Origin of the sequence: Serratia grimesii (assembly GCF_900186025.1) — a bacterium.
Lineage (GTDB): Bacteria > Pseudomonadota > Gammaproteobacteria > Enterobacterales > Enterobacteriaceae > Serratia > Serratia grimesii.
Window position 1 is genome coordinate 776670 of sequence record NZ_LT883155.1, and the last position, 22404, is coordinate 799073.

The 22404-nt window shown below is 53.1% G+C and carries 18 protein-coding genes and 1 pseudogene; 12 read left to right on the top strand and 7 right to left on the bottom strand.

Going from position 1 to position 22404, the window contains the following annotated elements; genetic code table 11:
- Positions 1-61: 61 nt before the first annotated feature.
- On the bottom strand, positions 62-1351 hold the full coding sequence (hemL, locus tag SGBXF1_RS03595) for a glutamate-1-semialdehyde 2,1-aminomutase (RefSeq protein WP_186427832.1): 1290 nt from the start codon (positions 1349-1351) through the stop codon (positions 62-64).
- A gap of 178 nt (positions 1352-1529) precedes the next feature.
- Between hemL and clcA the strand changes: the two genes are divergently transcribed.
- Together clcA and erpA are read left to right on the top strand one after the other, a co-directional pair.
- Positions 1530-2969 carry a H(+)/Cl(-) exchange transporter ClcA gene (clcA, locus tag SGBXF1_RS03600; RefSeq protein ID WP_037425633.1) on the top strand — a complete coding sequence of 480 codons (1440 nt, stop codon included), beginning with the start codon at positions 1530-1532 and terminating at the stop codon, positions 2967-2969.
- Positions 2970-3058: 89 nt separating this feature from the next.
- Entirely contained in the window at positions 3059-3403 is a 345-nt protein-coding gene (gene erpA / locus SGBXF1_RS03605) for an iron-sulfur cluster insertion protein ErpA (RefSeq protein WP_004950184.1), read from the top strand.
- A gap of 58 nt (positions 3404-3461) precedes the next feature.
- On the opposite strand, the gene SGBXF1_RS03610 is transcribed toward erpA, so the two are convergent.
- The 4 genes from SGBXF1_RS03610 to mtnN form a co-directional block, all read right to left on the bottom strand.
- Complete coding sequence (locus SGBXF1_RS03610) at positions 3462-3707, bottom strand: hypothetical protein (RefSeq protein ID WP_037425636.1); 246 nt, start codon at positions 3705-3707, stop codon at positions 3462-3464.
- A gap of 229 nt (positions 3708-3936) precedes the next feature.
- On the bottom strand, positions 3937-4551 hold the full coding sequence (locus tag SGBXF1_RS03615; protein WP_012005233.1) for a TRIC cation channel family protein: 615 nt from the start codon (positions 4549-4551) through the stop codon (positions 3937-3939).
- A complete protein-coding gene (gene btuF / locus SGBXF1_RS03620) occupies positions 4551-5312 on the bottom strand; it encodes a vitamin B12 ABC transporter substrate-binding protein BtuF (protein WP_475297050.1) in 762 nt (253 codons plus the stop codon). Before btuF ends, SGBXF1_RS03615 begins: the two co-directional genes overlap by 1 nt.
- Before the next feature lie 46 nt (positions 5313-5358).
- The gene (gene mtnN / locus SGBXF1_RS03625) at positions 5359-6060 is read right to left on the bottom strand and encodes a 5'-methylthioadenosine/S-adenosylhomocysteine nucleosidase (RefSeq protein WP_186427834.1); all 702 of its coding nucleotides are present in this window, start codon (positions 6058-6060) and stop codon (positions 5359-5361) included.
- A 129-nt stretch (positions 6061-6189) separates the two neighbouring features.
- On the opposite strand from mtnN, the gene dgt reads away from it, so the two are divergent.
- Together dgt and degP are read left to right on the top strand one after the other, a co-directional pair.
- Entirely contained in the window at positions 6190-7707 is a 1518-nt protein-coding gene (gene dgt, locus SGBXF1_RS03630) for a dGTPase (RefSeq protein WP_037425647.1), read from the top strand.
- 191 nt (positions 7708-7898) lie between these two features.
- Positions 7899-9338: a serine endoprotease DegP gene (degP, locus tag SGBXF1_RS03635; RefSeq protein WP_037425651.1), complete on the top strand. Its 1440-nt coding sequence runs from the start codon at positions 7899-7901 to the stop codon at positions 9336-9338.
- A 65-nt stretch (positions 9339-9403) separates the two neighbouring features.
- Here degP and barA read toward each other — a convergent pair whose 3' ends face one another.
- Positions 9404-12124, bottom strand: a complete 2721-nt coding sequence (gene barA / locus SGBXF1_RS03640) for a two-component sensor histidine kinase BarA (RefSeq protein ID WP_130382412.1) — start codon at positions 12122-12124, stop codon at positions 9404-9406.
- An 84-nt stretch (positions 12125-12208) separates the two neighbouring features.
- Between barA and SGBXF1_RS23770 the strand changes: the two are divergent.
- The 5 genes and pseudogenes from SGBXF1_RS23770 to eno all read left to right on the top strand — a co-directional run.
- Positions 12209-12791: pseudogene (locus SGBXF1_RS23770) on the top strand (class I SAM-dependent RNA methyltransferase family protein); the annotation flags it as partial.
- A 9-nt stretch (positions 12792-12800) separates the two neighbouring features.
- Entirely contained in the window at positions 12801-15032 is a 2232-nt protein-coding gene (gene relA, locus SGBXF1_RS03645; RefSeq protein WP_130382410.1) for a GTP diphosphokinase, read from the top strand.
- 60 nt (positions 15033-15092) lie between these two features.
- Positions 15093-15887 (top strand): nucleoside triphosphate pyrophosphohydrolase, encoded by a 795-nt coding sequence (gene mazG / locus SGBXF1_RS03650; RefSeq protein WP_037425657.1) that lies wholly within the window; start codon positions 15093-15095, stop codon positions 15885-15887.
- Between the two features lie 367 nt (positions 15888-16254).
- Complete coding sequence (gene pyrG / locus SGBXF1_RS03655) at positions 16255-17892, top strand: glutamine hydrolyzing CTP synthase (protein ID WP_037425661.1); 1638 nt, start codon at positions 16255-16257, stop codon at positions 17890-17892.
- A gap of 81 nt (positions 17893-17973) precedes the next feature.
- Entirely contained in the window at positions 17974-19269 is a 1296-nt protein-coding gene (eno, locus tag SGBXF1_RS03660) for a phosphopyruvate hydratase (RefSeq protein ID WP_037425665.1), read from the top strand.
- A gap of 100 nt (positions 19270-19369) precedes the next feature.
- Here the strand turns inward: eno and SGBXF1_RS03665 are convergent, their stop codons facing one another.
- The gene (locus SGBXF1_RS03665) at positions 19370-19519 is read right to left on the bottom strand and encodes a hypothetical protein (protein WP_186427835.1); all 150 of its coding nucleotides are present in this window, start codon (positions 19517-19519) and stop codon (positions 19370-19372) included.
- 50 nt (positions 19520-19569) lie between these two features.
- On the opposite strand from SGBXF1_RS03665, the gene SGBXF1_RS03670 reads away from it, so the two are divergent.
- The 3 genes from SGBXF1_RS03670 to SGBXF1_RS03680 are packed head-to-tail and all read left to right on the top strand — an operon-like array spanning position 19570 to position 22379.
- Positions 19570-20760 carry an NAD(P)/FAD-dependent oxidoreductase gene (locus SGBXF1_RS03670; RefSeq protein ID WP_186427836.1) on the top strand — a complete coding sequence of 397 codons (1191 nt, stop codon included), beginning with the start codon at positions 19570-19572 and terminating at the stop codon, positions 20758-20760.
- Positions 20761-20770: 10 nt separating this feature from the next.
- The gene (locus SGBXF1_RS03675; protein ID WP_186427837.1) at positions 20771-21142 is read left to right on the top strand and encodes a hypothetical protein; all 372 of its coding nucleotides are present in this window, start codon (positions 20771-20773) and stop codon (positions 21140-21142) included.
- 46 nt (positions 21143-21188) lie between these two features.
- Positions 21189-22379, top strand: a complete 1191-nt coding sequence (locus SGBXF1_RS03680) for a methionine gamma-lyase (protein ID WP_186427838.1) — start codon at positions 21189-21191, stop codon at positions 22377-22379.
- Positions 22380-22404: the final 25 nt, after the last annotated feature.

Below are 22404 nucleotides of genomic sequence, written 5' to 3' on the forward strand. Positions count from 1 at the left end.
TGTTATGCCAATAGAAATAAAAACGGGCGCTTAGCGCCCGTTTTTATTGGATAACCAACGTTTACAGCTTGGCGAAGCTGCGGCGTGCAGCGTCGATGGTGCGTTGGATATCTTCTTTGCTGTGCGCAACGGACATAAAGCCAGCCTCGAAGGCCGAAGGCGCCAGATAAACCCCTTCATCCAGCATCAGATGGAAGAAACGCTTGAAGCGCTCAACATCGCATTGCATCACATCCTGATAGCAGGTGACAGACGGTGCATCGGTAAAGAACAGGCCGAACATGCCACCAACGTGGTTCACCACCAGCGAGATGTTTTCTTCTTTAGCTGCATGAAGCAGGCCATCCGCCAGCATATCTGTTAGTTCTGTCAGCGTCTGGTGGACACCAACCTGCGAAACTTCGGTCAGGCAGGCAAAACCTGCCGCCATCGCAATCGGGTTACCGGACAGCGTGCCTGCCTGATAGACCGGACCGGTGGGTGCCAGCGCTGCCATCACTTCACGACGGCCGCCGAACGCGCCAACGGGCATGCCACCACCGATGATTTTACCCAGGCAGGTAAGATCAGGCTCTACATCGTAATAAGACTGTGCCCCTGCCAGCGCCACGCGGAAGCCGGTCATGACTTCGTCGATAATCAGCAGGGCACCGTACTTGTCACACAGTTCGCGCAAGCCTGGCAGGAATTCCGGCAAAGGTGGCACACAGTTCATGTTGCCGGCGACCGGCTCTACGATGATACAGGCGATCTCGGAAGGGTACTGCTCAAATGCGGCACGGACCGAGTCCAGATCGTTAAAGGTGCAGGTCAGGGTGTGTTTGGCAAAGTCGGCCGGTACGCCCGGTGAGTTTGGTTGGCCCAGCGTCAGCGCGCCGGAGCCGGCTTTTACCAGCAGGCAGTCGGCGTGACCGTGGTAGCAGCCTTCAAATTTGATGATCTTATCGCGATTGGTATAGCCACGCGCCAAGCGGATTGCGCTCATGGTGGCTTCGGTGCCTGAGTTCACCATCCGCACCATATCCATGGTCGGCACTAGTTCGGTGACCAGCTCGGCCATTTTGACTTCCATCTCGGTAGGCGCGCCAAAACTCAGGCCGCGCTGTGCCGCTTCGATCACTGCGTTGCGGATCGCCGGGTGGTTGTGCCCCAGTACCATTGGGCCCCAGGAACCGACGTAGTCGATATAGGCTTTGCCGTCGACGTCGAACAGGTAAGCCCCGTCTGCACGCTCGATAAACAGTGGCACACCACCAACGCCGCTGAATGCACGCACCGGAGAGTTAACCCCGCCTGGGATTACCTGTTGTGCCTGGGCATACAGATTTTCGGACTTGTTGTGTAAGCTCATAAATCGGCTCCTGGATTCTCTTTGAATGATTTGACCGCGCTATTCTAGTGAAGTGTTCGCTGATATGAAACGATCACAGTCAGATACCTATTTAGGGGGGCGGTTGGTCAGTGGGTGCGCTAGAATAATCGACTTGCCTATTTGTATTACATTTAATTCCATTAATGAATAACCCATTATGACTGAATTACAGCAACAATCACCGCTAGCGCGCGCTCCACGACTGAAGCGTAGTGACATGGTTCGTCAGTTTATGCGTCGCGATAAAACGCCCGTGGCGATCCTGTTCATGGCTGCAGTGGTGGGGACTCTGGCCGGTTTGCTTGGCGTGGCATTTGATAAAGCGGTGGATTGGGTGCAGCAGCAGCGCCTTTCTGCGCTGGCACAGGTCGCGGATTACTGGATTCTGGTTTGGCCGTTGGCTTTTGTTCTTTCTGCTGCACTGGCAGTGCTTGGCTATTATCTGGTTCGCCGCTTTGCCCCTGAAGCCGGGGGATCGGGTATTCCGGAAATTGAAGGTGCATTGGAAGAACTGCGGCCGGTGCGCTGGTGGCGAGTGATCCCGGTGAAATTTATTGGTGGCATGGGGACGCTGGGAGCGGGCATGGTGCTAGGCCGTGAAGGGCCAACGGTACAGATGGGGGGCAACGTTGGGCGCATGGTGCTGGATATTTTCCGCATGCGCGGCGCAGAGGCGCGTCATTCGTTGCTGGCTACCGGTGCAGCTGCCGGTCTTTCTGCTGCTTTCAATGCGCCGCTGGCCGGTATTTTGTTCATCATCGAAGAGATGCGCCCGCAGTTCCGCTACAACCTGATCTCAATTAAAGCGGTGTTTATCGGCGTTATTATGTCGAGCGTAGTGTTTCAGTTGTTCAACGGTGAGGGATCGGTTATTGCGGTGGGCAAGCTTTCTTCTGCGCCGATTAATACCCTTTGGTTGTATCTGGTGCTGGGGGCAATATTCGGCGCGGTTGGCGTGATGTTCAACGCGCTGATTTTCCGCACACAGGACATGTTTGCTCGTCTGCACGGCGGCAAAATGCGTAAGGTTCTGCTGATGGGGGGATTGCTCGGCGGTATCTGCGGTATCCTGGGGTTGATCCAACCGGAAGCTGCCGGTGGCGGTTTTGGTCTGATCCCGATCGCAGCGGCAGGTAACTACAGCGTTGGCATGCTGATGTTTATTTTCATTACACGGGTGATCACCACGTTGCTGTGTTTCGGTTCCGGCGCACCGGGAGGGATTTTTGCACCGATGCTGGCACTGGGAACATTGTTTGGTACGGCTTTTGGCTTGGCCGGTGCTCACTTGTTCCCACAGTATGGTATCGAGGCTGGCACATTCGCGATTGCCGGAATGGGGGCTTTGTTTGCTGCGACAGTACGTGCACCTCTGACCGGTATCGTGTTGGTGTTGGAAATGACCGACAACTATCAGCTCATACTGCCCATGATTATTACCTGCCTTGGTGCTACGCTGGTGGCCCAGTTCCTTGGGGGTAAGCCGTTGTATTCCTCCATATTGGCCCGTACGCTACAGCGTCAGGAAGCGCAGCAGGCCAGTGAAGCGGCAGATAAAACAGGTAAAGAAAATACAACAAATGCGGTGAATACTTGAACGCAACACTCAGGTATTGGATAATCATTAACATTAATCCGGCCGCCATTGTAGCGACCTGATGCAGAACAATGTTGGGAGTAAAGAGTATGAGTGATGAAACAGCACTGCCCCTGCAATTTACCGAGGCAGCAGCAAGTAAGGTTAAAGTCCTGATTGCTGACGAAGAAAACCCGAATCTGAAGTTACGGGTTTACATTACCGGCGGCGGTTGCAGCGGATTCCAGTACGGCTTCACTTTTGACGATAAGGTCAATGACGGCGATATGACCATCGAGAAACAGGGTGTTGCGCTGGTTGTTGATCCGATGAGCCTGCAATATCTGGTCGGTGGTTCAGTTGATTATACCGAAGGGCTGGAAGGCTCGCGCTTCGTGGTGACTAACCCGAATGCCAAAACCACCTGCGGTTGTGGATCCTCGTTCAGCGTGTGATCCTGCCTGTCACCGTATAAAACCCGCCAACCTCACAGGTTCGCGGGTTTTTTTATGGTTACCATTCCACTGTGACCAGTTCTCGGTAAGCATCATTTTCGCCCTCTGTGACTAACGGGCTGCGGGTGACTTTAGGCTGGGTGTTGGCCGTATTACCGCATTTTACCTGTGGCGTTGTGCCACCTGTATCCACGCTGCAGATTGGGGCGATGGTCAGGCTAATGCCAATTTGTCCGCTCGTACTGCCAGCGTAAACGAAAGGGCTGCACAGCAGCACACTGAATAAAAAGAGAATATTTTTCATAATTTGGGGAATAGCCATCCGTAAGCAATCACATAATGGCTTATCGGCAAAAAGTTAATAAGTTTTAACAAGGCTGGGGAATAATTAACTCGGGGTTAAAAAGTTTATTACATTGTTTTCCAGCATATTTTAAGTGGTTGATAATAACATTTGGCTATTAATTGGTCTAATATTCTGTTTTTGGATGTGCCGATATACTAAGCTTCCGCCCGATTCGGGCGGAAGCGGGTTATCGTTCGAGGATAAAAGCAGGGAGTTTGAGGTGCCAGCGGATCGCTGCGAGCCGGATTGCCAGTGTAATGCCCATTCCGAGCATCATCGCCTGTTGTAAGGGCATACCGAACGTCGCATAGGCGGTAGCATGGACAATGCCACCGATAATACAGGCGGTAGCATAAATTTCGGTTCGCAGAATCATCGGGATTTCCCGGGCCAGTACGTCACGGATAATACCGCCGCCAACCCCAGTAATTACACCCATACAGATTGCCACCAATGGACTGGCATCGGCGGCGAAGGCTTTATTTACCCCAATGCCGACAAATACTGCCAGTCCAACTGCGTCCAGCACCGGCAGGATCCATTTGGGTAAGCGGCGCGGCTGACGCACCAGCAGCAGTGTTAGTACACAGGTGATCATTGCTACCACTAGATCGGTTGGATCCTTAACCCAAAAGACTGGGCCGTTGGCCAATGCCATGTCACGGATGGTGCCGCCACCGACCGCAGTAACTACGCCCAGGACGAGCACACCGAACGGGTCCATACGTAATTTGCCAGCCAGTAATACACCAGAAATGGCGAAAACCGCGGTGCCGAGAATATCCAGCCAGAACACCAGCATTAATGAAGCTCCGCCAATTGATGACACAATTGCTGGGCTGCCAGCATGATGCGTGGCCCAGGACGGTTAAACCAGTCACCATTCAGCGCAATCACCGGTACTTGCAATTGCGGCGCCCAGAAAGCTTTCACGCTGGCTATCTCTTTTTGGTCACCCGTGATGACGATTGTCTGGGGCTGGCGAGCCAGCACTTGTTCACGACTGATTTGCGGCCACGGCATACGGCTATCTGCAAAGATGTTTTCTGCACCGCACAGCGACAATACCTGACTTTGTAACGTGGCACCGGAACTGGTGAATAGCGGTTGGGTGCCGAATTGCAGCAGGACTCGCCGTGACTGATTGTGTGGATATTTTGCTTTCAGCGCAGCAATTTGCTTACGGATAGCGTCTGCGGCCTGATGAGCTTGCTCAGGATGCGGGCTGTATTGCGCCAGCTTGTCCAGGGATTGGGCTATATCATCAATCGTGGTGGCATCCGCATAAAAGATCGGGATGCCGAACGCGGAGAGCTGATCCAGTACTCGCTGCGGATTGCCGCCGCGCCACGCCAGAATCAGGTCCGGCTTCAGTGCCAGCACCCGTTCCAGGTTGATACCTTGCCATGAGGCAACTTGTTCTAGCTTCTTGGCCGCAGGCGGGTAGTCGGAATAAGCGCTTACCGCCAGCAAGGTATCCCCCATGCCAGCGGCATAGGCCAATTCGGTTGTATTGGGTGCCAGGCTGATCACGCGTTGGGCGGCGCCGGCAGGCAGCGCCATCCATAATGCCAGCAGCCACAGCAGGACTGAAAAGCGTTGCGTCACATCAACCGCGCTTAGCCAAGGTTTGCAGCATGGTGTTAACCATCAGTGTAGATTGCTTGGCGGCGACGGAAAGAAACTCGTCAAAGCTCATGTGCGATTCACTGTCAGCAACGTCAGAGATCGCGCGGACGACCACGAAAGGCGTGCCGAATAAGTGGCAAACATGGCCGACGGCAGCGGCTTCCATTTCCACGGCAGCAACGTTCGGGAACGTGGCGCGAATGCGTGCCAGCGGCTCAGCGCCGTTGATGAAAGCGTCGCCGCTGCAGATCAGGCCGCGTACCGCGTTCAGGTGGAGTTGTTTGATGCAGCTTTCCGCCAGTGCAATCAGCGCGTCGTCTGCCACAAAGGCAGCTGGGCAGCCGGCCATTTGGCCCGGTTCGTAACCAAAGGCGGTCACGTCCGCGTCGTGATAACGCACTTCTTCGGAAACCACGATATCACCGACCTTGAGCGTGCTGGCCAAGCCACCGGCAGAACCGGTATTAATCACCAAGTCCGGTTTGCAGTGTTCCAGCAGCAGGGTGGTACCCATCGCCGCAGAGACTTTGCCAATGCCAGACTTTAACAGTGCCACGTCAACGCCGCCGATCTGGCCGGTATAGATTTCACAACCCGCGCGTTGAATGGTCTGACGGTTTTCAATTTGATCGCGCAGCAGGGTGACTTCCTGTTCCATTGCGCCGATGATGCCTACTTTCATAAATAAGACTCGCTGATTGGGTGTGGGAATTGCGCCATAGTCTATCATGGCTCTCATAGAGAGATAATCCGTTGCATATGTCGCCGGGAATTGTTATCACGGAGGCAGGGCGCAACGGCGGAGAAACAGATGTCCGGGATCGACTTTAAGCAGAAAATCAGCTTCCAGCGGCCATTCAGCAAGCCAATTGAAGCCGAAGAAGAATACGACATTGTCCGGCAGTTCGAGAGCGATCGCGGGCGCATTGTCAATTCAGCCGCCATCCGCCGCCTGCAGCAAAAAACCCAGGTGTTTCCCCTCGAGCGCAATGCAGCGGTACGTAGCCGTCTGACGCACTCGATGGAGGTGCAACAAGTCGGGCGGCATATTGCCAAAGAGATCCTCAATCGCTTCAAGCAGGATGGGCGGATCGATGCACTTGGCCTGACAAAACTGCTCGACCCCTTTGAAAGTATTGTAGAAATGGCCTGCCTGATGCACGACATAGGCAACCCGCCTTTCGGTCATTTTGGCGAATCGGCAATTAATGACTGGTTCTCGCAACGGCTTGATCCCGCCAGTTGCGGCAGCGAACCTGCCAGTAACGATCGCTGCCAGGTCAGCGTATTGCGTCTGCATGAAGGTGAGAGCGATCTTAACCGCCTGCGTAGCCGCATCCGCCACGATCTTAGCCATTTCGAGGGTAATGCCCAAGCGATCCGGTTGGTGTATACCCTGTTGAAGCTGAATCTGACGTATGCGCAGGTGGGATGTATCCTGAAATACACCCGTCCGGCCTATTGGGCAACTGACATTCCTGCCAGTCACGACTACCTGATGAAAAAGCCAGGTTTTTATCTGGCAGAGGAAGCCTTTGTTGATCGGTTACGGCGTGAGCTAAATATGGGGGAGTTTGACCGGTTCCCATTGACTTATATTATGGAAGCCGCAGACGATATTTCTTATTGTATCGCCGACCTGGAAGACGCAGTGGAAAAAAACATTTTCACTGTCGAACAGCTTTACCAGCATTTAACTCAGGAATGGGGTGAAGTATCGCCGGGCGATATGTTTGATAAAACTGTGGCTAGCGCTTTTCGCAAGAGTGATCGTGGTGGCACACGGCGTAGTGCTGAAGATCAATTCTTCATGTATCTGCGCGTGTTCACTGTGGCGCGTTTAGTCCCACACGCGGCGCAGCGCTTTATTGATAACCTGGATGCGGTGTATCAAGGCAACTTTAATCAGGCATTGCTGGAAGACTTTAGCCCAGCGTACCAACTGCTGAAAATATTCAAGAATGTCGCGTTTAAACATGTCTTCAATCATCCGGAAGTTGAGCAGCTTGAGTTGCAGGGCTACCGTGTAATCAGCGGTTTACTGGATATCTATAGCCCATTACTGGCCATGCCGTTGGCAGATTTTACCCGTCTGGTACAGGAAGACAGTCATCGTGCTTACCCGATCGAAACACGTCTGTTCCATAAACTTTCTACTAAACACCGGCTGGCATATGTCGAAGCGGTTGAAGGATTGCAGCACCTGTCGCCCGAGCAATTGGCGATCCGTGAATATTATTTCCGTGCCCGTTTGCTACAGGATTATATCAGCGGTATGACCGATCTTTATGCTTATGATGAATACCGCCGATTAATGGCTGCGGAATAATTCTTTGAGCTAATAAATGTTATTTTAAGCATTTTCGTTCGCAGTGCGGTGCATATTTCTAGTTTTGTAAAGACGGACAATATTTGTTTACTATTACCAATAATCTGCGCCGGAACTTCGGGTTATTAATATGTTCTGACTATGCACAAAGACCCTAATACTTTCTGAACGACTTTATAAGAGACACACAGATGAAAAAAACCGCATTAGTCCTGAGCGCGCTGGCATTTAGCATTGGTATGGCGATGGGCCCGGTGACGGCCAGCGCTGCAGAAACCGCGTCTTCCAGTACCCAGCAACTGCCAAGTTTGGCACCGATGTTGGAGAAAGTGATGCCTTCCGTGGTGAGCATTAACGTTGAAGGCAGTACCACAGTTAATACACCGAAGATGCCGCAACAGTTCCAGCAGTTCTTTGGTGAAGATTCACCGTTCTGCCAGGATGGTTCACCGTTCCAGGGATCACCGATGTGTCAGGGTGGTGCTGGTGGTGAGCAGGGGGCTCCTGGTCAAGGTACTCAGCAAAAATTCCAGGCGCTGGGTGCCGGGGTGGTAATTGACGCCACTAAAGGCTACGTGGTGACCAACAACCATGTGGTGGACAACGCCAACAAAATTCAGGTCCAACTGAGCGACGGCCGTAAGTTTGACGCCAAGGTGATCGGCAAAGATCCACGTTCTGATATTGCGTTGATCCAGCTGAAAGACTTTAAAAACCTGACGGCGATTAAAATGGCGGACTCGGACCAACTGCGCGTGGGTGATTATACCGTCGCGATCGGTAACCCGTATGGGCTTGGCGAAACAGCCACTTCTGGTATCGTTTCTGCCCTGGGCCGCAGCGGATTGAATATTGAGAACTACGAGAACTTTATCCAGACCGATGCGGCAATTAACCGCGGTAACTCCGGTGGCGCACTGGTTAATTTGAACGGTGAATTGATCGGCATTAACACCGCGATTCTGGCGCCTGATGGCGGCAACATTGGTATTGGTTTCGCGATCCCAAGCAACATGGTGAAAAACCTGACCGCGCAAATGGTTGAATATGGTCAGGTGAAACGCGGTGAGTTGGGCATTATGGGTACCGAGCTGAACTCTGAACTGGCGAAAGCGATGAAAGTCGACGCGCAGCGCGGGGCATTTGTCAGCCAGGTCATGCCGAAGTCTTCTGCCGCCAAGGCGGGCATTAAGGCCGGTGACGTGATTGTTACCATGAACGGCAAAGCCATCTCCAGCTTCGCGTCATTCCGCGCGGAAATCGGGACTCTGCCGGTTGGCAGCAAAATGTCGCTGGGTATCATTCGCGACGGCAAGCCTATTACCGTGGACGTCACGCTGGAACAAAGCACCCAAACGCAGGTTGAGTCCGGCAACATCTACACCGGCATTGAAGGTGCCGAGTTGAGTAATGGTCAAACCGGTAGCCAGAAAGGTGTGAAAGTGGATAACGTTAAAGCTGGCAGCGCCGCAGCGCGCATCGGCTTGAAAAAAGGCGACTTTATCCTCGGAGTTAATCAGCAGCCCATTCAAAACCTGGGCGAATTGCGTAAGATCCTCGACAGTAAACCTTCGGTGCTGGCACTGAACATCCTGCGCGGTGATACCACGTTGTATCTGCTGATGCAGTAATTGCTTATCTGTTCTTACTAAAAAGGCACGCTATGGCGTGCCTTTTTTATGTCTTGTGCGCAGTATCAAGCCAGATGAGTACGTGCAGCCTGGCTAACCAGCTCAATCTCATCGAGCAGTTCCAACCATTCCGGTTCCAGGTCGTCATTGCTGACGCCCAAGCGTAGCTGTTGTTCGAGATAGAAACACAGCTGTTTCAGACGTGGCACGCCGCTGTAACTGCAACTGCCGTGCAGCTTGTGGATCAAATCGAGAATGCTGTCGTCTGCCGCGCCGTCCAGCAGGGCTTGTACCCGTCCACTGACTTGAGGCAGGAAGTCGAGCAGCATCTGGAGTAGGTCGTGCGCCAGATCAGGCTTGTTTGCTGCCTGACGTAGTGCCAGTGGCCAGTCGAGTGACTGTAAGGATTCATGGGTTGATGTCGACGGGACCTGCTCATCACTGTGGTAGCGCGCCAACACGCGCGTGAGCATAGCTTCGTCAATTGGCTTGGCCAGATAGTCATCCATCCCGGCCTGCAGCAGATGCTCGCGTTCACCGCTGACTGCATGGGCGGTGACGGCGACGATGGGGGTTGAATTGTGGTGTGGTAATTGGCGGATCAGTTCGCTGGTGCGGATACCGTCGATATTTGGCATCTGAATATCCATCAGGATCAAATCCAGCACGTTGTCGCGTGCCAACACTAACGCTTCTTCTCCGCTTTCACACAAGAGCGTCTTTTCCACCTGCTCAGCCAACAGTGTACCGATCAGCTTCAGGTTGGCCGGATTGTCGTCAACGGCCATCACTGTGAGTGGCAGGCGTTTGCGTTCTGGCAGGGCAGCCAGGCGCAGCGGGGTTTCCATACGCAGCAGCGGGAACAGACGGTTGCTGGTGATGGGTTTGATCAGGCAGCCGGCAGCGCCTTGCTGTTTAAGCTGTTCTGCGTTGATCTGCGACTGGCAAGGCAGTGCCAGAATCACACGATTGGCGATCTGCAGTGCTGCCAGCAGTTTGCTTTCGTGTTGTGCCATATTGTCGCGGAAAGGGATCGGTACCCCCACCAGCAGGAAATCGTAATTTTTCTTCGGCAATTGGGCGAGCGTTGGCGAGTGGGTGATCACCAGGTTGGTGGCACTCAGCATGTTAAGCGTTGCCTGAGCTGCCATCGGATTGGCTTCGATATATCCCAGCGTTTTGCCTTGCAGGTCCGGCAAATTTGCCGATAGCGACAGCATGCCCTCGTGCAGATCGAGTGTGATGTGGAACCAGAAGGTCGATCCGCGATTCAGTTGGCTGTGGAAGCAAATATCGCCACCCATTTCTTTTACCAGTTTCTGGGTAATCACCAACCCCAGGCCGGTACCGCCGTGGCGGCGTGAAATGCTGGCATCGGCTTGTCGGAACGCCTGGAACAATTGCGACTGTTGCCGTTCGGATATACCAATACCGGTGTCATGGATTTGTACTTCCAGTTCGATCTGGCGATCTTGCTGGCCTCGCAGCTCGACGCGGATATCAATGTTGCCCGTTTCGGTAAATTTGATCGCGTTGCCGAGCAGGTTGGTAATGATTTGCTGCAAACGTAACGAATCGCCGATCACTTGCTCTGGCACGTCGTTGTGTACGTCCAGCGTCAGTTCCAGTCCTTTCTCATGAGCGCTAGGCGCCAGCAACACAATCACTTCGTCCAGTGTTTCACGCAGTGAGAACGGAATATGTTCAAGCACTAACTTGCCGGCTTCCAGTTTGGAGAAGTCCAGAACGTCGTTGATGATGGTCAGTAAGTTATTGGCCGAGCGTTCAATGGTTTGTAGATAGTCGGTCTGCGTGACGCTCATTTCGGTTTTCAGCATCTGGCGAGTAAAGCCGATCACACCGTTGAGTGGGGTACGGAGCTCGTGCGACATGTTGGCCAGGAATTCGGATTTGATACGCGCCGCTTCCTGCGCGCGTTTCTTCGCCAGATCCAGTTCAACGTTTTGGATCTCCATTTGCTCCAGCGTCTCGCGCAGGTCGGAGGTAGCCTGATCGATGTTCTGTTGCATCTCCTCATGATACGCAGTGAGCGACATTGCCATTGAGTTGATGCCGTTCTTTAGCATATGCAGTTCACCGAGCATAAAGCCTTCGACGCGGCTGTCGAGCTGTCCACGGCGAATGCGGTCTACGGTATTGACCATATTACGGATCGGGCCGGTGACGTCGCGCATCAAGCGGTAAGCGAACAGGATAGCGATGCACATACACAACAGCAGCAACAGGGTAGAGACAAACACCTCTTTGTATTGCTGCAGTCGGACTGATTGCAGATCCAGTTCGATCGCGACATAGCCCAGACGGTTGTCCTGTTGAGGATCGTTATTGGCTGTTTGATCAGGATACTGACTCTCCGCCAGGATCGGGGTGCGTAGGATCAGTGAGTCGCCTCGACGCGTTAACATCAGATCGGTGGGGATGGGCATCCCTTTCGGCAACTGCAATTGGGCAACGTTGTGATGGTAATTAGAAGTGACGAACAGATTATTCTGCGCGTCGAACACGGTAATTGAACGCACAATATCTGAATGCCGACGGTGTAACAGGCTGACTAACTGCCTGACCGACTCACGGCTGCGGAACGTCATGCCGTACTCGCTGGCCACTGCCAACGGTTCGATAATACTGGCACCGGCGTCAACCAGCTGTTCTTGCAATTCATTGTAGCGATGTACTACGAAGAAGGTGCTGAGCAACAGACCAATCAAAAGCGTTGGGGCCAGAATTAGGATCATCATGCGCGCCCGCAGGCTGTATTTGGTCATGGGAGTCCAATGTGGGAGAATTGCCGAACACACCCTACTTTAAATGAACCGGCACTCAATCGACAAATATGGTGCAATTTATTTAGCTACCGGCTCGAAAAACTGTACAGAGAAGTGCCGTATTATCGGGTCGACGGGCTACGCTTAGACTTCTGTCTGCGTGACTTTATCCAGGAAAATGCCAGGGTAAATCGGTAAAGGGTGGTGCGGGCCCTTGAATGGCTCAAGATTCAACCCAATGATCGGTTATTGGATCTGTTCTGCTGCATGGCAATTTTATCCTGCCGTTGGCGCGATGCGCTGCCGTGGTGGGCATAGAAGGTGTTGCCACACTGATAGCGAATGGGCAATATAATGCACATAAGAAAAGGCTGAGAAATGCCTGCTTCTTCCTCGATAATGGGGACGAAGACATTGAGCAGCAACCTTGAGCAGCACAAGGATTTGATAAGGTGATGCTGGACCTTGCCCATGCGGGCGCGGCCGGCATGATGTCACATATTGTAAAACTGGCGCCAGCGGGTGGTTTACGTTTTATGTAACCTTACTGAGCGTCGGTTATCGTCTTGCGCGTGTGTGGATGTTGGATCTATTTCCACAGACGGGGCATCTTGAGTCAATGGCGCTGTTTATTAACGGTCGTGCGCCAGAGGTCGCTGCAAAGTAGGGAGAGGTTATGGTTGCGGTAAGAAGTGCACATCTGAACACGGCTGGTGAATTTGCTCTCGATGAGTGGATTGCCAGCTTGGGGCTACCTAACCCGCAGTCATGTGAGCGATTAGCCGCAACCTGGCGCTACTGTGAGCAGCAAACCCAGAACCATCCTAACGCGTCGTTGTTACTGTGGCGTGGGTTGGAAATGGTCGAAATTCTTTCGACCCTGAGCATGGACAATGACAGCATGCGCGCCGCGCTGCTGTTCCCGTTGGTGGATGCCGGCATCGTACAAGAAGATACCCTGACTGAAGAATTCGGCAAGGGCATTACCTATCTGGTACATGGCGTTCGTGATATGGATGCCATTCGTCAACTGAAAGCCACCCAAAACGACTCTATGGCCTCCGAACAGGTCGATAACGTGCGTCGCATGTTGTTGGCGATGGTGGAGGATTTCCGCTGCGTGGTGATCAAGCTGGCGGAGCGTATCGCCCACCTGCGAGAAGTGAAAGACGCGCCGGAAGACGAACGGGTGCTGGCAGCCAAAGAATGTTCGAACATCTACGCGCCACTGGCCAATCGACTCGGTATCGGGCAACTGAAATGGGAGCTGGAAGATTTTTGCTTCCGCTACCTGCACCCGGACGAATACAAACGCATCGCCAAGCTGCTGCATGAACGGCGTATCGATCGCGAACAGTTTATTGATGACTTTGTTGCTTCGCTGCGCAGTGCAATGGGCGACGAAGGTATTAAGGCGGACATTTACGGTCGACCAAAACATATTTACAGCATCTGGCGCAAAATGCAGAAGAAGGCGTTGGCGTTTGACGAGTTGTTTGATGTCCGCGCGGTACGCGTGGTGGTCGAACGCTTACAGGACTGTTATGCGGCGCTGGGGATTGTACATACTCATTTCCGTCATCTGCCGGATGAGTTCGATGACTATGTCGCTAACCCGAAACCCAACGGTTATCAATCGATCCACACCGTGGTTCTGGGGCCACGCGGCAAGACGCTGGAGATCCAGATCCGTACCCGCCAGATGCATGAAGACGCTGAACTGGGCGTGGCCGCGCACTGGAAATACAAAGAGGGTGCGGTCGCGACGGTACGTTCCGGCTATGAGGAGCGCATCGCCTGGTTGAGGAAACTGATCGCCTGGCAGGAAGAGATGGCGGACTCCGGCGAGATGCTCGACGAAGTGCGCAGCCAGGTGTTCGACGATCGGGTCTATGTGTTTACCCCGAAAGGCGATGTCGTGGATCTGCCGGCCGGTTCCACACCGCTCGATTTTGCTTACCATATTCACAGCGATGTCGGCCACCGTTGCATCGGTGCCAAAATAGGCGGCCGTATCGTGCCGTTCACCTACCAGTTACGGATGGGTGATCAGATTGAAATCATCACTCAGAAGCAGCCGAACCCAAGCCGTGACTGGCTGAACCCTAACCTGGGTTACGTCACTACCAGCCGCGGACGCTCCAAGATCCACAACTGGTTCCGCAAACAGGATCGCGACAAGAATATTTTGGCCGGTCGTCAGATGCTGGACAGCGAGCTGGAGCACCTTGGCATCAGCCTGAAAGAGGCTGAGAAGCTGCTGATTCCGCGTTACAACATGAATTCACTGGATGAAATCCTGGCGGCGATTGGTGGCGGGGACATCCGCCTGAATCAAATGGTGAACTTCCTGCAAGGCAAGTTCAACAAACCGAGTGCCGAGGAACAGGATCGTGAAGCGCTGCGCCAGTTGGTTCAGCATAAAGCGCCGCCAGCGACTCGCAGTAAAGACAATGGCCGGGTAGTGGTAGAAGGGGTCGGCAACCTGATGCATCACATTGCCCGCTGCTGTCAGCCGATCCCGGGTGACGATATTGTCGGCTTTATCACCCAGGGGCGCGGTATCTCCATTCACCGTGCGGACTGTGATCAACTGGTCGATCTGCAATCGCACGCGCCGGAACGCATTGTTGATGCGGTGTGGGGGGAAAGTTACTCCAGCGGGTACTCACTGGTTGTGCGCGTAATGGCTAACGATCGCAGCGGTTTGTTGCGTGATATCACCACCATTTTGGCCAACGAAAAGGTCAACGTGCTGGGCGTTGCCAGCCGGAGCGATACCAAAAAGCAGTTGGCGACCATCGATATGGACATAGAGATCTACAATCAGCAGGTGCTGGGCCGGGTGCTGGCAAAACTCAATCAACTGCCGGATGTGATAGACGCCAAACGCCTGCACGGCAGCTAATTTTACATTTTTTATCGTGGGGCCCATATATTGGGCCCCGCACCTTTCAGAGACCTCGTCATGACCCAATCTTCTCCGCTGCAACGCTTGCTGAACATCATGAAAACGCTGCGCGATCCGCAGGCCGGTTGCCCGTGGGATCGCAAGCAAACCTTCGCCACGATTGCCCCTTACACGCTGGAAGAAACCTATGAGGTGCTGGATGCTATTGAGCGTCAGGACTATAGCGATCTGCGTGACGAACTGGGCGACCTGCTATTCCAGGTGGTGTTTTACGCTCAAATGGGCCAGGAGCAGGGGTTGTTTGACTTCGATGAGGTATGCAACGCCATCAGCGACAAGCTGGAACGTCGTCACCCGCATATCTTTGGTGAAGCCGATGCAGCGGACAGTGAAGCCGTTGCGGCGCGCTGGGAGCTGCTGAAGGCCGGAGAACGTGCAGAGAAAGAACTGCATTCGGCGCTGGATGATATTCCGCAGGCGCTGCCTGCGTTGATGAAGGCGCATAAAATTCAAAAGCGCTGCGCCGCGGTTGGTTTCGACTGGCATACGATTGGTCCGGTGCTGGACAAAGTGTACGAAGAGATCGACGAAGTGATGCATGAAGCCAAGCAGGCGGTGGTCGATGAACAGAAACTGGAAGAAGAAATCGGCGACCTGTTATTCGCCACGGTGAATTTATCGCGCCACCTTGGCCACAAAGCTGAAAACGCGCTGCAGGCGGCTAATCGCAAGTTTGAACGCCGTTTCCGCCAGGTAGAAGAGATCGTTAAACAGCGCGGCTTACAGATGGGTGAAGCCACACTGGAGCAGATGGAAGAGGCGTGGCAGCAGGTCAAACGCCAGGAAAACTAATCCACAGCAGTGCTGTCCTATGATTATCGCAATGTTGATCGGCGACAAGGTTCACTCAAGCTGAAACGGTTAAGCTTTGGGCCATGGTTTGCTGAACCGTGACGCCTCAACAGGAAAACGCCAACAAACTGAAATCTAAGGCGTTTTATTGTTGTAAAAGGGCGTTAAAATAAATTTCTCCATGCTAACTCATTGTTTTAAAAAGGCAGCTGGTCGTGGGCCAATAGAATAAACCCGGATTAACTCCTGATGGTGACAGAGATGATGGACAGTAAAACGATCGTTTGTAGGTCTGAAGAGGTTCGGGTATACTACTTTCCCGTCTTGGTTCTTCCATCGTCTTTAAACCTAAACTCTCAGGTTCAGCATGACAACTAATTATATTTTTGTGACCGGCGGGGTCGTATCCTCTCTGGGTAAAGGCATTGCCGCAGCCTCTCTGGCGGCTATTCTTGAAGCCCGTGGCCTCAACGTTACCATCATGAAACTGGACCCGTACATCAACGTGGATCCGGGCACCATGAGCCCGATTCAGCATGGGGAAGTTTTCGTCACCGAAGACGGCGCAGAAACCGATCTGGATTTGGGTCACTACGAGCGCTACATCCGTACCAAAATGTCGCGCCGCAACAACTTCACTACCGGTCGTATTTACTCCGACGTTCTGCGTAAAGAACGCCGTGGCGACTATCTGGGCGCAACCGTACAGGTTATTCCGCACATCACCAACGCGATCAAAGAACGCATCCTCGAAGGTGGCGAAGGCCATGACGTGGTGCTGGTGGAAATCGGCGGTACCGTCGGCGATATCGAATCGCTGCCATTCCTGGAAGCCATTCGTCAGATGGCTGTGGAAGTGGGCCGTGAACACACCCTGTACATGCACCTGACACTGGTGCCGTATATGGCTGCTGCCGGTGAAGTGAAAACCAAACCTACTCAGCATTCCGTAAAAGAGCTGCTTTCCATCGGTATTCAGCCTGATGTGCTGATTTGCCGTTCCGATCGCACCGTTCCTGCTAACGAACGTGCAAAAATCGCACTTTTCTGCAACGTGCCGGAAAAAGCGGTTATCTCCCTGAAAGACGTTGATTCTATTTATAAAATCCCAGGCCTCTTGAAATCTCAGGGCCTTGATGATTATATTTGTAAACGATTCAGCCTCAATGCGCCGGAAGCGAACCTGGCCGAATGGGAACAGGTGATTTACGAAGAAGCCAACCCAGGCGGCGAAGTGACCATTGGTATGGTCGGCAAATATGTCGAGCTGCCGGATGCCTATAAGTCAGTGATCGAAGCCCTGAAACACGGTGGCTTGAAAAATCGTCTGACAGTGAACATCAAGCTGATCGATTCGCAGGATGTAGAAACCCGCGGCGTAGAAGTACTGAAAGGTCTGGATGCTATCCTGATCCCAGGCGGCTTCGGTTACCGTGGTGTGGAAGGCAAGGTGATGACCGCGCGTTATGCGCGTGAAAACAACATCCCTTACCTGGGTATCTGTCTGGGTATGCAGGTGGCGCTGATGGAGTTCGCCCGCAATGTTGTGGGTATGGAGAACGCCAACTCAACCGAGTTTGTGCCAGACTGTAAGTACCCGGTGGTGGCGTTGATCACCGAATGGCGTGACGAAGACGGCAACGTCGAAGTGCGTACTGAAGAAAGCGATTTGGGTGGCACGATGCGTGTCGGTGGCCAACAATGCCACCTGACTGACAACAGCTTGGTTCGTCAGATGTACGGCGAAGAGACCATTGTTGAACGTCATCGTCACCGTTATGAAGTTAACAACATGCTGTTGAAGCAAATTGAAGCCGCCGGGCTGTTGGTTGCCGGCCGTTCCGCAGACAACAAGCTGGTTGAGATTATCGAACTGCCGAATCATCCATGGTTCGTCGCTTGTCAGTTCCACCCGGAATTTACTTCGACGCCGCGTGATGGTCATCCGTTGTTCGCCGGCTTTGTGAAGGCCGCTGGTGAGTATCAGAAGCGCCAGGTGAAATAAAATATTTGGTAGGCGGCGCGCGGTGAGAACCGCGCGCTGTTTGTCTGGAGTTTTAGTTTAACTTGTACTGAGGAAAACCTAATGTCCAAAATCGTTAAAGTCATCGGTCGTGAAATCATCGACTCCCGCGGTAACCCGACTGTTGAAGCCGAAGTGCATCTGGAAGGCGGTTTCGTAGGTCTGGCTGCTGCGCCGTCAGGTGCTTCTACCGGTTCCCGTGAAGCACTGGAACTGCGTGACGGTGACAAGTCTCGTTTCCTGGGTAAAGGCGTACTGAAAGCCGTTGCTGCAGTAAATGGCCCGATTGCTCAGGCAGTACTGGGTAAAGATGCCAAAGACCAGGCTAACATCGATAAGATCATGATCGACCTGGACGGCACTGAAAACAAATCTCAATTCGGTGCTAACGCCATTCTGGCGGTTTCCCTGGCTGCTGCTAAAGCGGCTGCGGCTTCCAAAGGTATGCCACTGTATGAGCACATCGCTGAGCTGAACGGCACCCCAGGCAAATTCTCTATGCCACTGCCGATGATGAACATCATCAATGGCGGCGAGCACGCTGACAACAACGTCGACATTCAGGAATTCATGATTCAGCCAGTTGGCGCGAAATCCCTGAAAGAAGCGGTACGCATCGGTTCTGAAGTGTTCCATCACCTGGCGAAAGTACTGAAAGCCAAAGGCATGAACACTGCAGTAGGCGACGAAGGCGGCTACGCGCCAAACCTGGGTTCTAACGCCGAAGCGCTGGCTGTTATCGCTGAAGCGGTAAAAGCGGCAGGCTATGAACTGGGTAAAGACGTTACCCTGGCGATGGACTGTGCAGCGTCTGAGTTCTACAAAGACGGTAAATATGTTCTGGCTGGCGAAGGTAACAAAGCCTTCACTTCCGAAGAGTTCACTCACTTCCTGGAAGACCTGACCAAACAGTACCCAATCGTGTCTATCGAAGACGGTCTGGACGAATCTGACTGGGATGGTTTCGCATACCAGACCAAAGTGCTGGGCGACAAAATCCAGCTGGTGGGTGACGATCTGTTCGTAACCAACACCAAGATCCTGAAAGAAGGCATCGAGAAAGGCATCGCTAACTCCATCCTGATCAAATTCAACCAGATCGGTTCTCTGACCGAAACTCTGGCTGCTATCAAGATGGCTAAAGACGCAGGTTACACCGCGGTGATCTCTCACCGTTCAGGTGAAACTGAAGACGCAACCATCGCTGACTTGGCGGTTGGTACTGCGGCTGGCCAGATCAAAACCGGTTCTATGAGCCGTTCTGACCGCGTTGCTAAATACAACCAACTGATCCGTATCGAAGAAGCGCTGGGTTCACGCGCTCCATTCAACGGCCTGAAAGAAGTTAAAGGTCAGTAATAACGGCTTGGTTCGTTGCTAAATAAAAAACCCGCTTCGGCGGGTTTTTTTATAACTGATTATTTTAATAAGTTATAGTGAGTTATTTATTGTTTTTTAATTAATCCACTGACATTGTTATTTTAACCTGATGAATTAATTGATGTAATAAAATTCCTATTTTTTTAATTCCTTTTTTAATTGCTTTATATTTTTTAGTTACTAGACTGCCAGTAAGGCAGGGGCCTGATACCTGCAAACCTGCCTCCATTCGTTCCCCTATCAAATTGCCGACCCGTAGGCCGGCTGGGCGAGGGTTTGATGCGAAACAGGATTGTGATTGTCGGTGGTGGCACTGGCGGGACTATATTGGCTAATTTACTGGCCGCGAAATTGCACCGGGAGATAGTGAATAATAAAGTTGAGTTATTAATGATTTCGGATTCTCCACTCCATTATTATAAACCCGCTTTTATGTACGTAGCTTTCAACGCTTTTTTTAAGCAGGAGCTGACCCGCTCTCAACAAAGCCTGCTGCGCCCGGAAATAAAATTTATTGTCGATAAAGCCGAGCGTTTCGATTTATCTCAAAGGTTTATTCATTGCCAAAGCGGCAAACATTACCCCTATGATTTTCTGGTGTTTGCCACCGGCTGTGTACCCTGGCCGGATCGTATTGACGGACTGGCGCAGGCGGGCGATCACTTCTACCAATATCAGGCTGCCCGACAGCTGGCCCAAAAGCTGGCAACTCTAGAAAAAGGCCGAATTTTTATTACCGTCTCTTTCCCCGAAACGCCTAACGTGCCGCATCAGTGCGGCATTGCCCCGATAGAAACCACCTTGATGCTCGATGATTACCTGCGTCGGCGTGGGGTACGTAAGGCGGTTGAAATTGTTTATACCTATCCCAGCGTTTCGCAGCTGCTGCGCAACTGCCTGTTTTTGCAACGCCCGACTGCTGAAGCCTTGCCCGGCATCTTTGCAGCGCGCGACATTCACCACCAGCGTGGGTTTACCCTCAGTAGAGTCGATGCGCAGCAGAAAATCGCCTATTCCGCCGAAGGAGATGAACAGCCATTCGATATTCTGATGGCCACACCACCGATCCGCGCCGTAGAGGCGGTGTGCAATACCGAGCTCAGTGAGGGGAAAAATGGTGAAGGCTGGTTGCCGACCGACCACCAGACACTGCAGGTTTATGGTCAGCAGGGAGTGTATGTCATCGGCGATACGGTGGATCTGCCGGTCAGCAAGGCCGGCGGTTCTTGCCACAATCAGGCACCAGTGATCGCCGACAATATCGTGGCTGAACTGCGACTGGGCCAGACCATCAGCCACTACGACGGCAAGGTACAGGCGATCGCTCAAATGGGGCTACAGGCCGGTATGCCACTGGTTTACGACTACCGCAATGATGTGTTGCCGACGCCGTCAACCAAAGTGGGCGGCATGCTGCGCAACGGCTTTAATCGCGGTCTGTATTGGGCGACGGTACGCGGGTTGATTTAACGGAGGGCTTATGAACGCATCTGAACAAGAATCTCTGGCACCTCTACTGGACAAGTTGCAGCCATTACTGGCGGGTGGACGGCTCGATAACGTGGTCGATCTGCTGTCACTGCTGTCGGATCTGGTGGATATCGCTGATAACGCGTTGGTGGAAAAGTTGGCTGGTGCTTTTGAAGATCTGGTGGCGGCTGGCTGGGAAGGGGGCATGGCCTTGAAGATGGCGCATACCGAGCTGCAGTTGGATCCACCGCCCGCTAATTTTCGTTCAGTGTATGCCTCGCTGCGTCAGCCGGATACCTTGCTGGGCCTGATGCTGGTGCTGCGCACCCTGCAAATCATAGGCCAGAGGATGCGCAGCAGCGCGATGCCCCCGGACGTTTAAGCGGGATCATTGAAATTGCTTTCACTCACTCATGAAAGGAGTTGTCATGTCTGCCATCCTCAGGCACGGCTTTGCCACGCGTGCGATCCACCACGGCTACGATCCTCAGCAATATTTGGGAGCGCTTTGCCCACCGGTGTTTATGAGTTCGACCTTTACCTTCCCGACAGCGGAATACGGCGGTGCCTGTTTTGCTGGTACTGAGACAGGCTATTTTTATTCACGCATTGCCAACCCAACGGTCAATCTATTGGAGCAGCGAATTGCCGATCTGGAAGGCGGGGAGGCATCTGTGGCATTTGCCTCCGGCATGGGCGCAATTACCGCCTGTTGTTGGACGTTGCTTAGTCCGGGTGATGAACTAATTGTCGATGAAACTATTTATGGCTGTACCTTCAGTTACTTCCATCATGGGCTGGCGCGCTACGGCGTGAAAATTACCCACGTAGATATGACCCGACCGGAGCAGTTGGCGGCGGCGATAGGTCCGCGTACCCGGTTGGTATATTGCGAAACGCCGGCGAACCCGAATATGCGCCTGGTCGATATTGCGGCGGTGGCCGAGATTGCCCACTGTCAGGGGGCATTGTTGCTGGTGGATAACACCTATTGCACGCCATATCTGCAACGGCCGCTGGAATTGGGCGCTGACATTGTGGTGCATTCTGCCACCAAATACATCGGCGGGCACGGTGACTTACTGGCTGGGTTGGTGGTGACACGTCAGGATCTGGCGCAGGAGATCCGTTTGGTCGGGCTGAAGGACATGAACGGCGCGGTGTTGTCGGCGCAGGATGCCGCGCTGTTGTTGCGTGGCCTGAAAACCTTACCGTTACGTATGGAGCGACACTGTGACAACGCTCAACGTCTGGCGGAAATGTTGGCGCAGCATTCTGCGGTGGAGCGGGTTTATTACCCCGGGTTGGAGAATTTCCCGCAGTATGCATTAGCGCAGCGGCAAATGGCACGGCCGGGTGGCATGCTGGTATTTGAATTGAAAGGCGGTATGGCGAGCGGGCTCCGCTTCCTCAATGGACTAAGCTTGATACTGCGTGCCGTCAGCCTGGGAGATTGCGAGTCTTTGGCCCAGCATCCAGCCAGTATGACGCACTCGGCTTACAGTGCCGAGGAACGGCAACGCCACCATATCAGCGACGGTTTAGTTCGTCTGTCTGCCGGGTTGGAAGATCTGGCTGACCTGCAAGCGGATATTCGTCAGGCCTTGGCACAGCGCTAAGTTAGATACCCTGCCCAGCGGGCAG

Coding starts and splice junctions, on each gene's coding strand:
- hemL (WP_186427832.1), bottom strand. CDS start 1,351: ATGAGCTTACACAACAAGTCCGAAAATCTGTATGCCCAGGCACAACAG.
- clcA (WP_037425633.1), top strand. CDS start 1,530: ATGACTGAATTACAGCAACAATCACCGCTAGCGCGCGCTCCACGACTG.
- erpA (WP_004950184.1), top strand. CDS start 3,059: ATGAGTGATGAAACAGCACTGCCCCTGCAATTTACCGAGGCAGCAGCA.
- SGBXF1_RS03610 (WP_037425636.1), bottom strand. CDS start 3,707: ATGAAAAATATTCTCTTTTTATTCAGTGTGCTGCTGTGCAGCCCTTTC.
- SGBXF1_RS03615 (WP_012005233.1), bottom strand. CDS start 4,551: ATGCTGGTGTTCTGGCTGGATATTCTCGGCACCGCGGTTTTCGCCATT.
- btuF (WP_475297050.1), bottom strand. CDS start 5,312: ATGGCGCTGCCTGCCGGCGCCGCCCAACGCGTGATCAGCCTGGCACCC.
- mtnN (WP_186427834.1), bottom strand. CDS start 6,060: ATGAAAGTAGGCATCATCGGCGCAATGGAACAGGAAGTCACCCTGCTG.
- dgt (WP_037425647.1), top strand. CDS start 6,190: ATGTCCGGGATCGACTTTAAGCAGAAAATCAGCTTCCAGCGGCCATTC.
- degP (WP_037425651.1), top strand. CDS start 7,899: ATGAAAAAAACCGCATTAGTCCTGAGCGCGCTGGCATTTAGCATTGGT.
- barA (WP_130382412.1), bottom strand. CDS start 12,124: ATGACCAAATACAGCCTGCGGGCGCGCATGATGATCCTAATTCTGGCC.
- relA (WP_130382410.1), top strand. CDS start 12,801: ATGGTTGCGGTAAGAAGTGCACATCTGAACACGGCTGGTGAATTTGCT.
- mazG (WP_037425657.1), top strand. CDS start 15,093: ATGACCCAATCTTCTCCGCTGCAACGCTTGCTGAACATCATGAAAACG.
- pyrG (WP_037425661.1), top strand. CDS start 16,255: ATGACAACTAATTATATTTTTGTGACCGGCGGGGTCGTATCCTCTCTG.
- eno (WP_037425665.1), top strand. CDS start 17,974: ATGTCCAAAATCGTTAAAGTCATCGGTCGTGAAATCATCGACTCCCGC.
- SGBXF1_RS03665 (WP_186427835.1), bottom strand. CDS start 19,519: ATGGAGGCAGGTTTGCAGGTATCAGGCCCCTGCCTTACTGGCAGTCTA.
- SGBXF1_RS03670 (WP_186427836.1), top strand. CDS start 19,570: ATGCGAAACAGGATTGTGATTGTCGGTGGTGGCACTGGCGGGACTATA.
- SGBXF1_RS03675 (WP_186427837.1), top strand. CDS start 20,771: ATGAACGCATCTGAACAAGAATCTCTGGCACCTCTACTGGACAAGTTG.
- SGBXF1_RS03680 (WP_186427838.1), top strand. CDS start 21,189: ATGTCTGCCATCCTCAGGCACGGCTTTGCCACGCGTGCGATCCACCAC.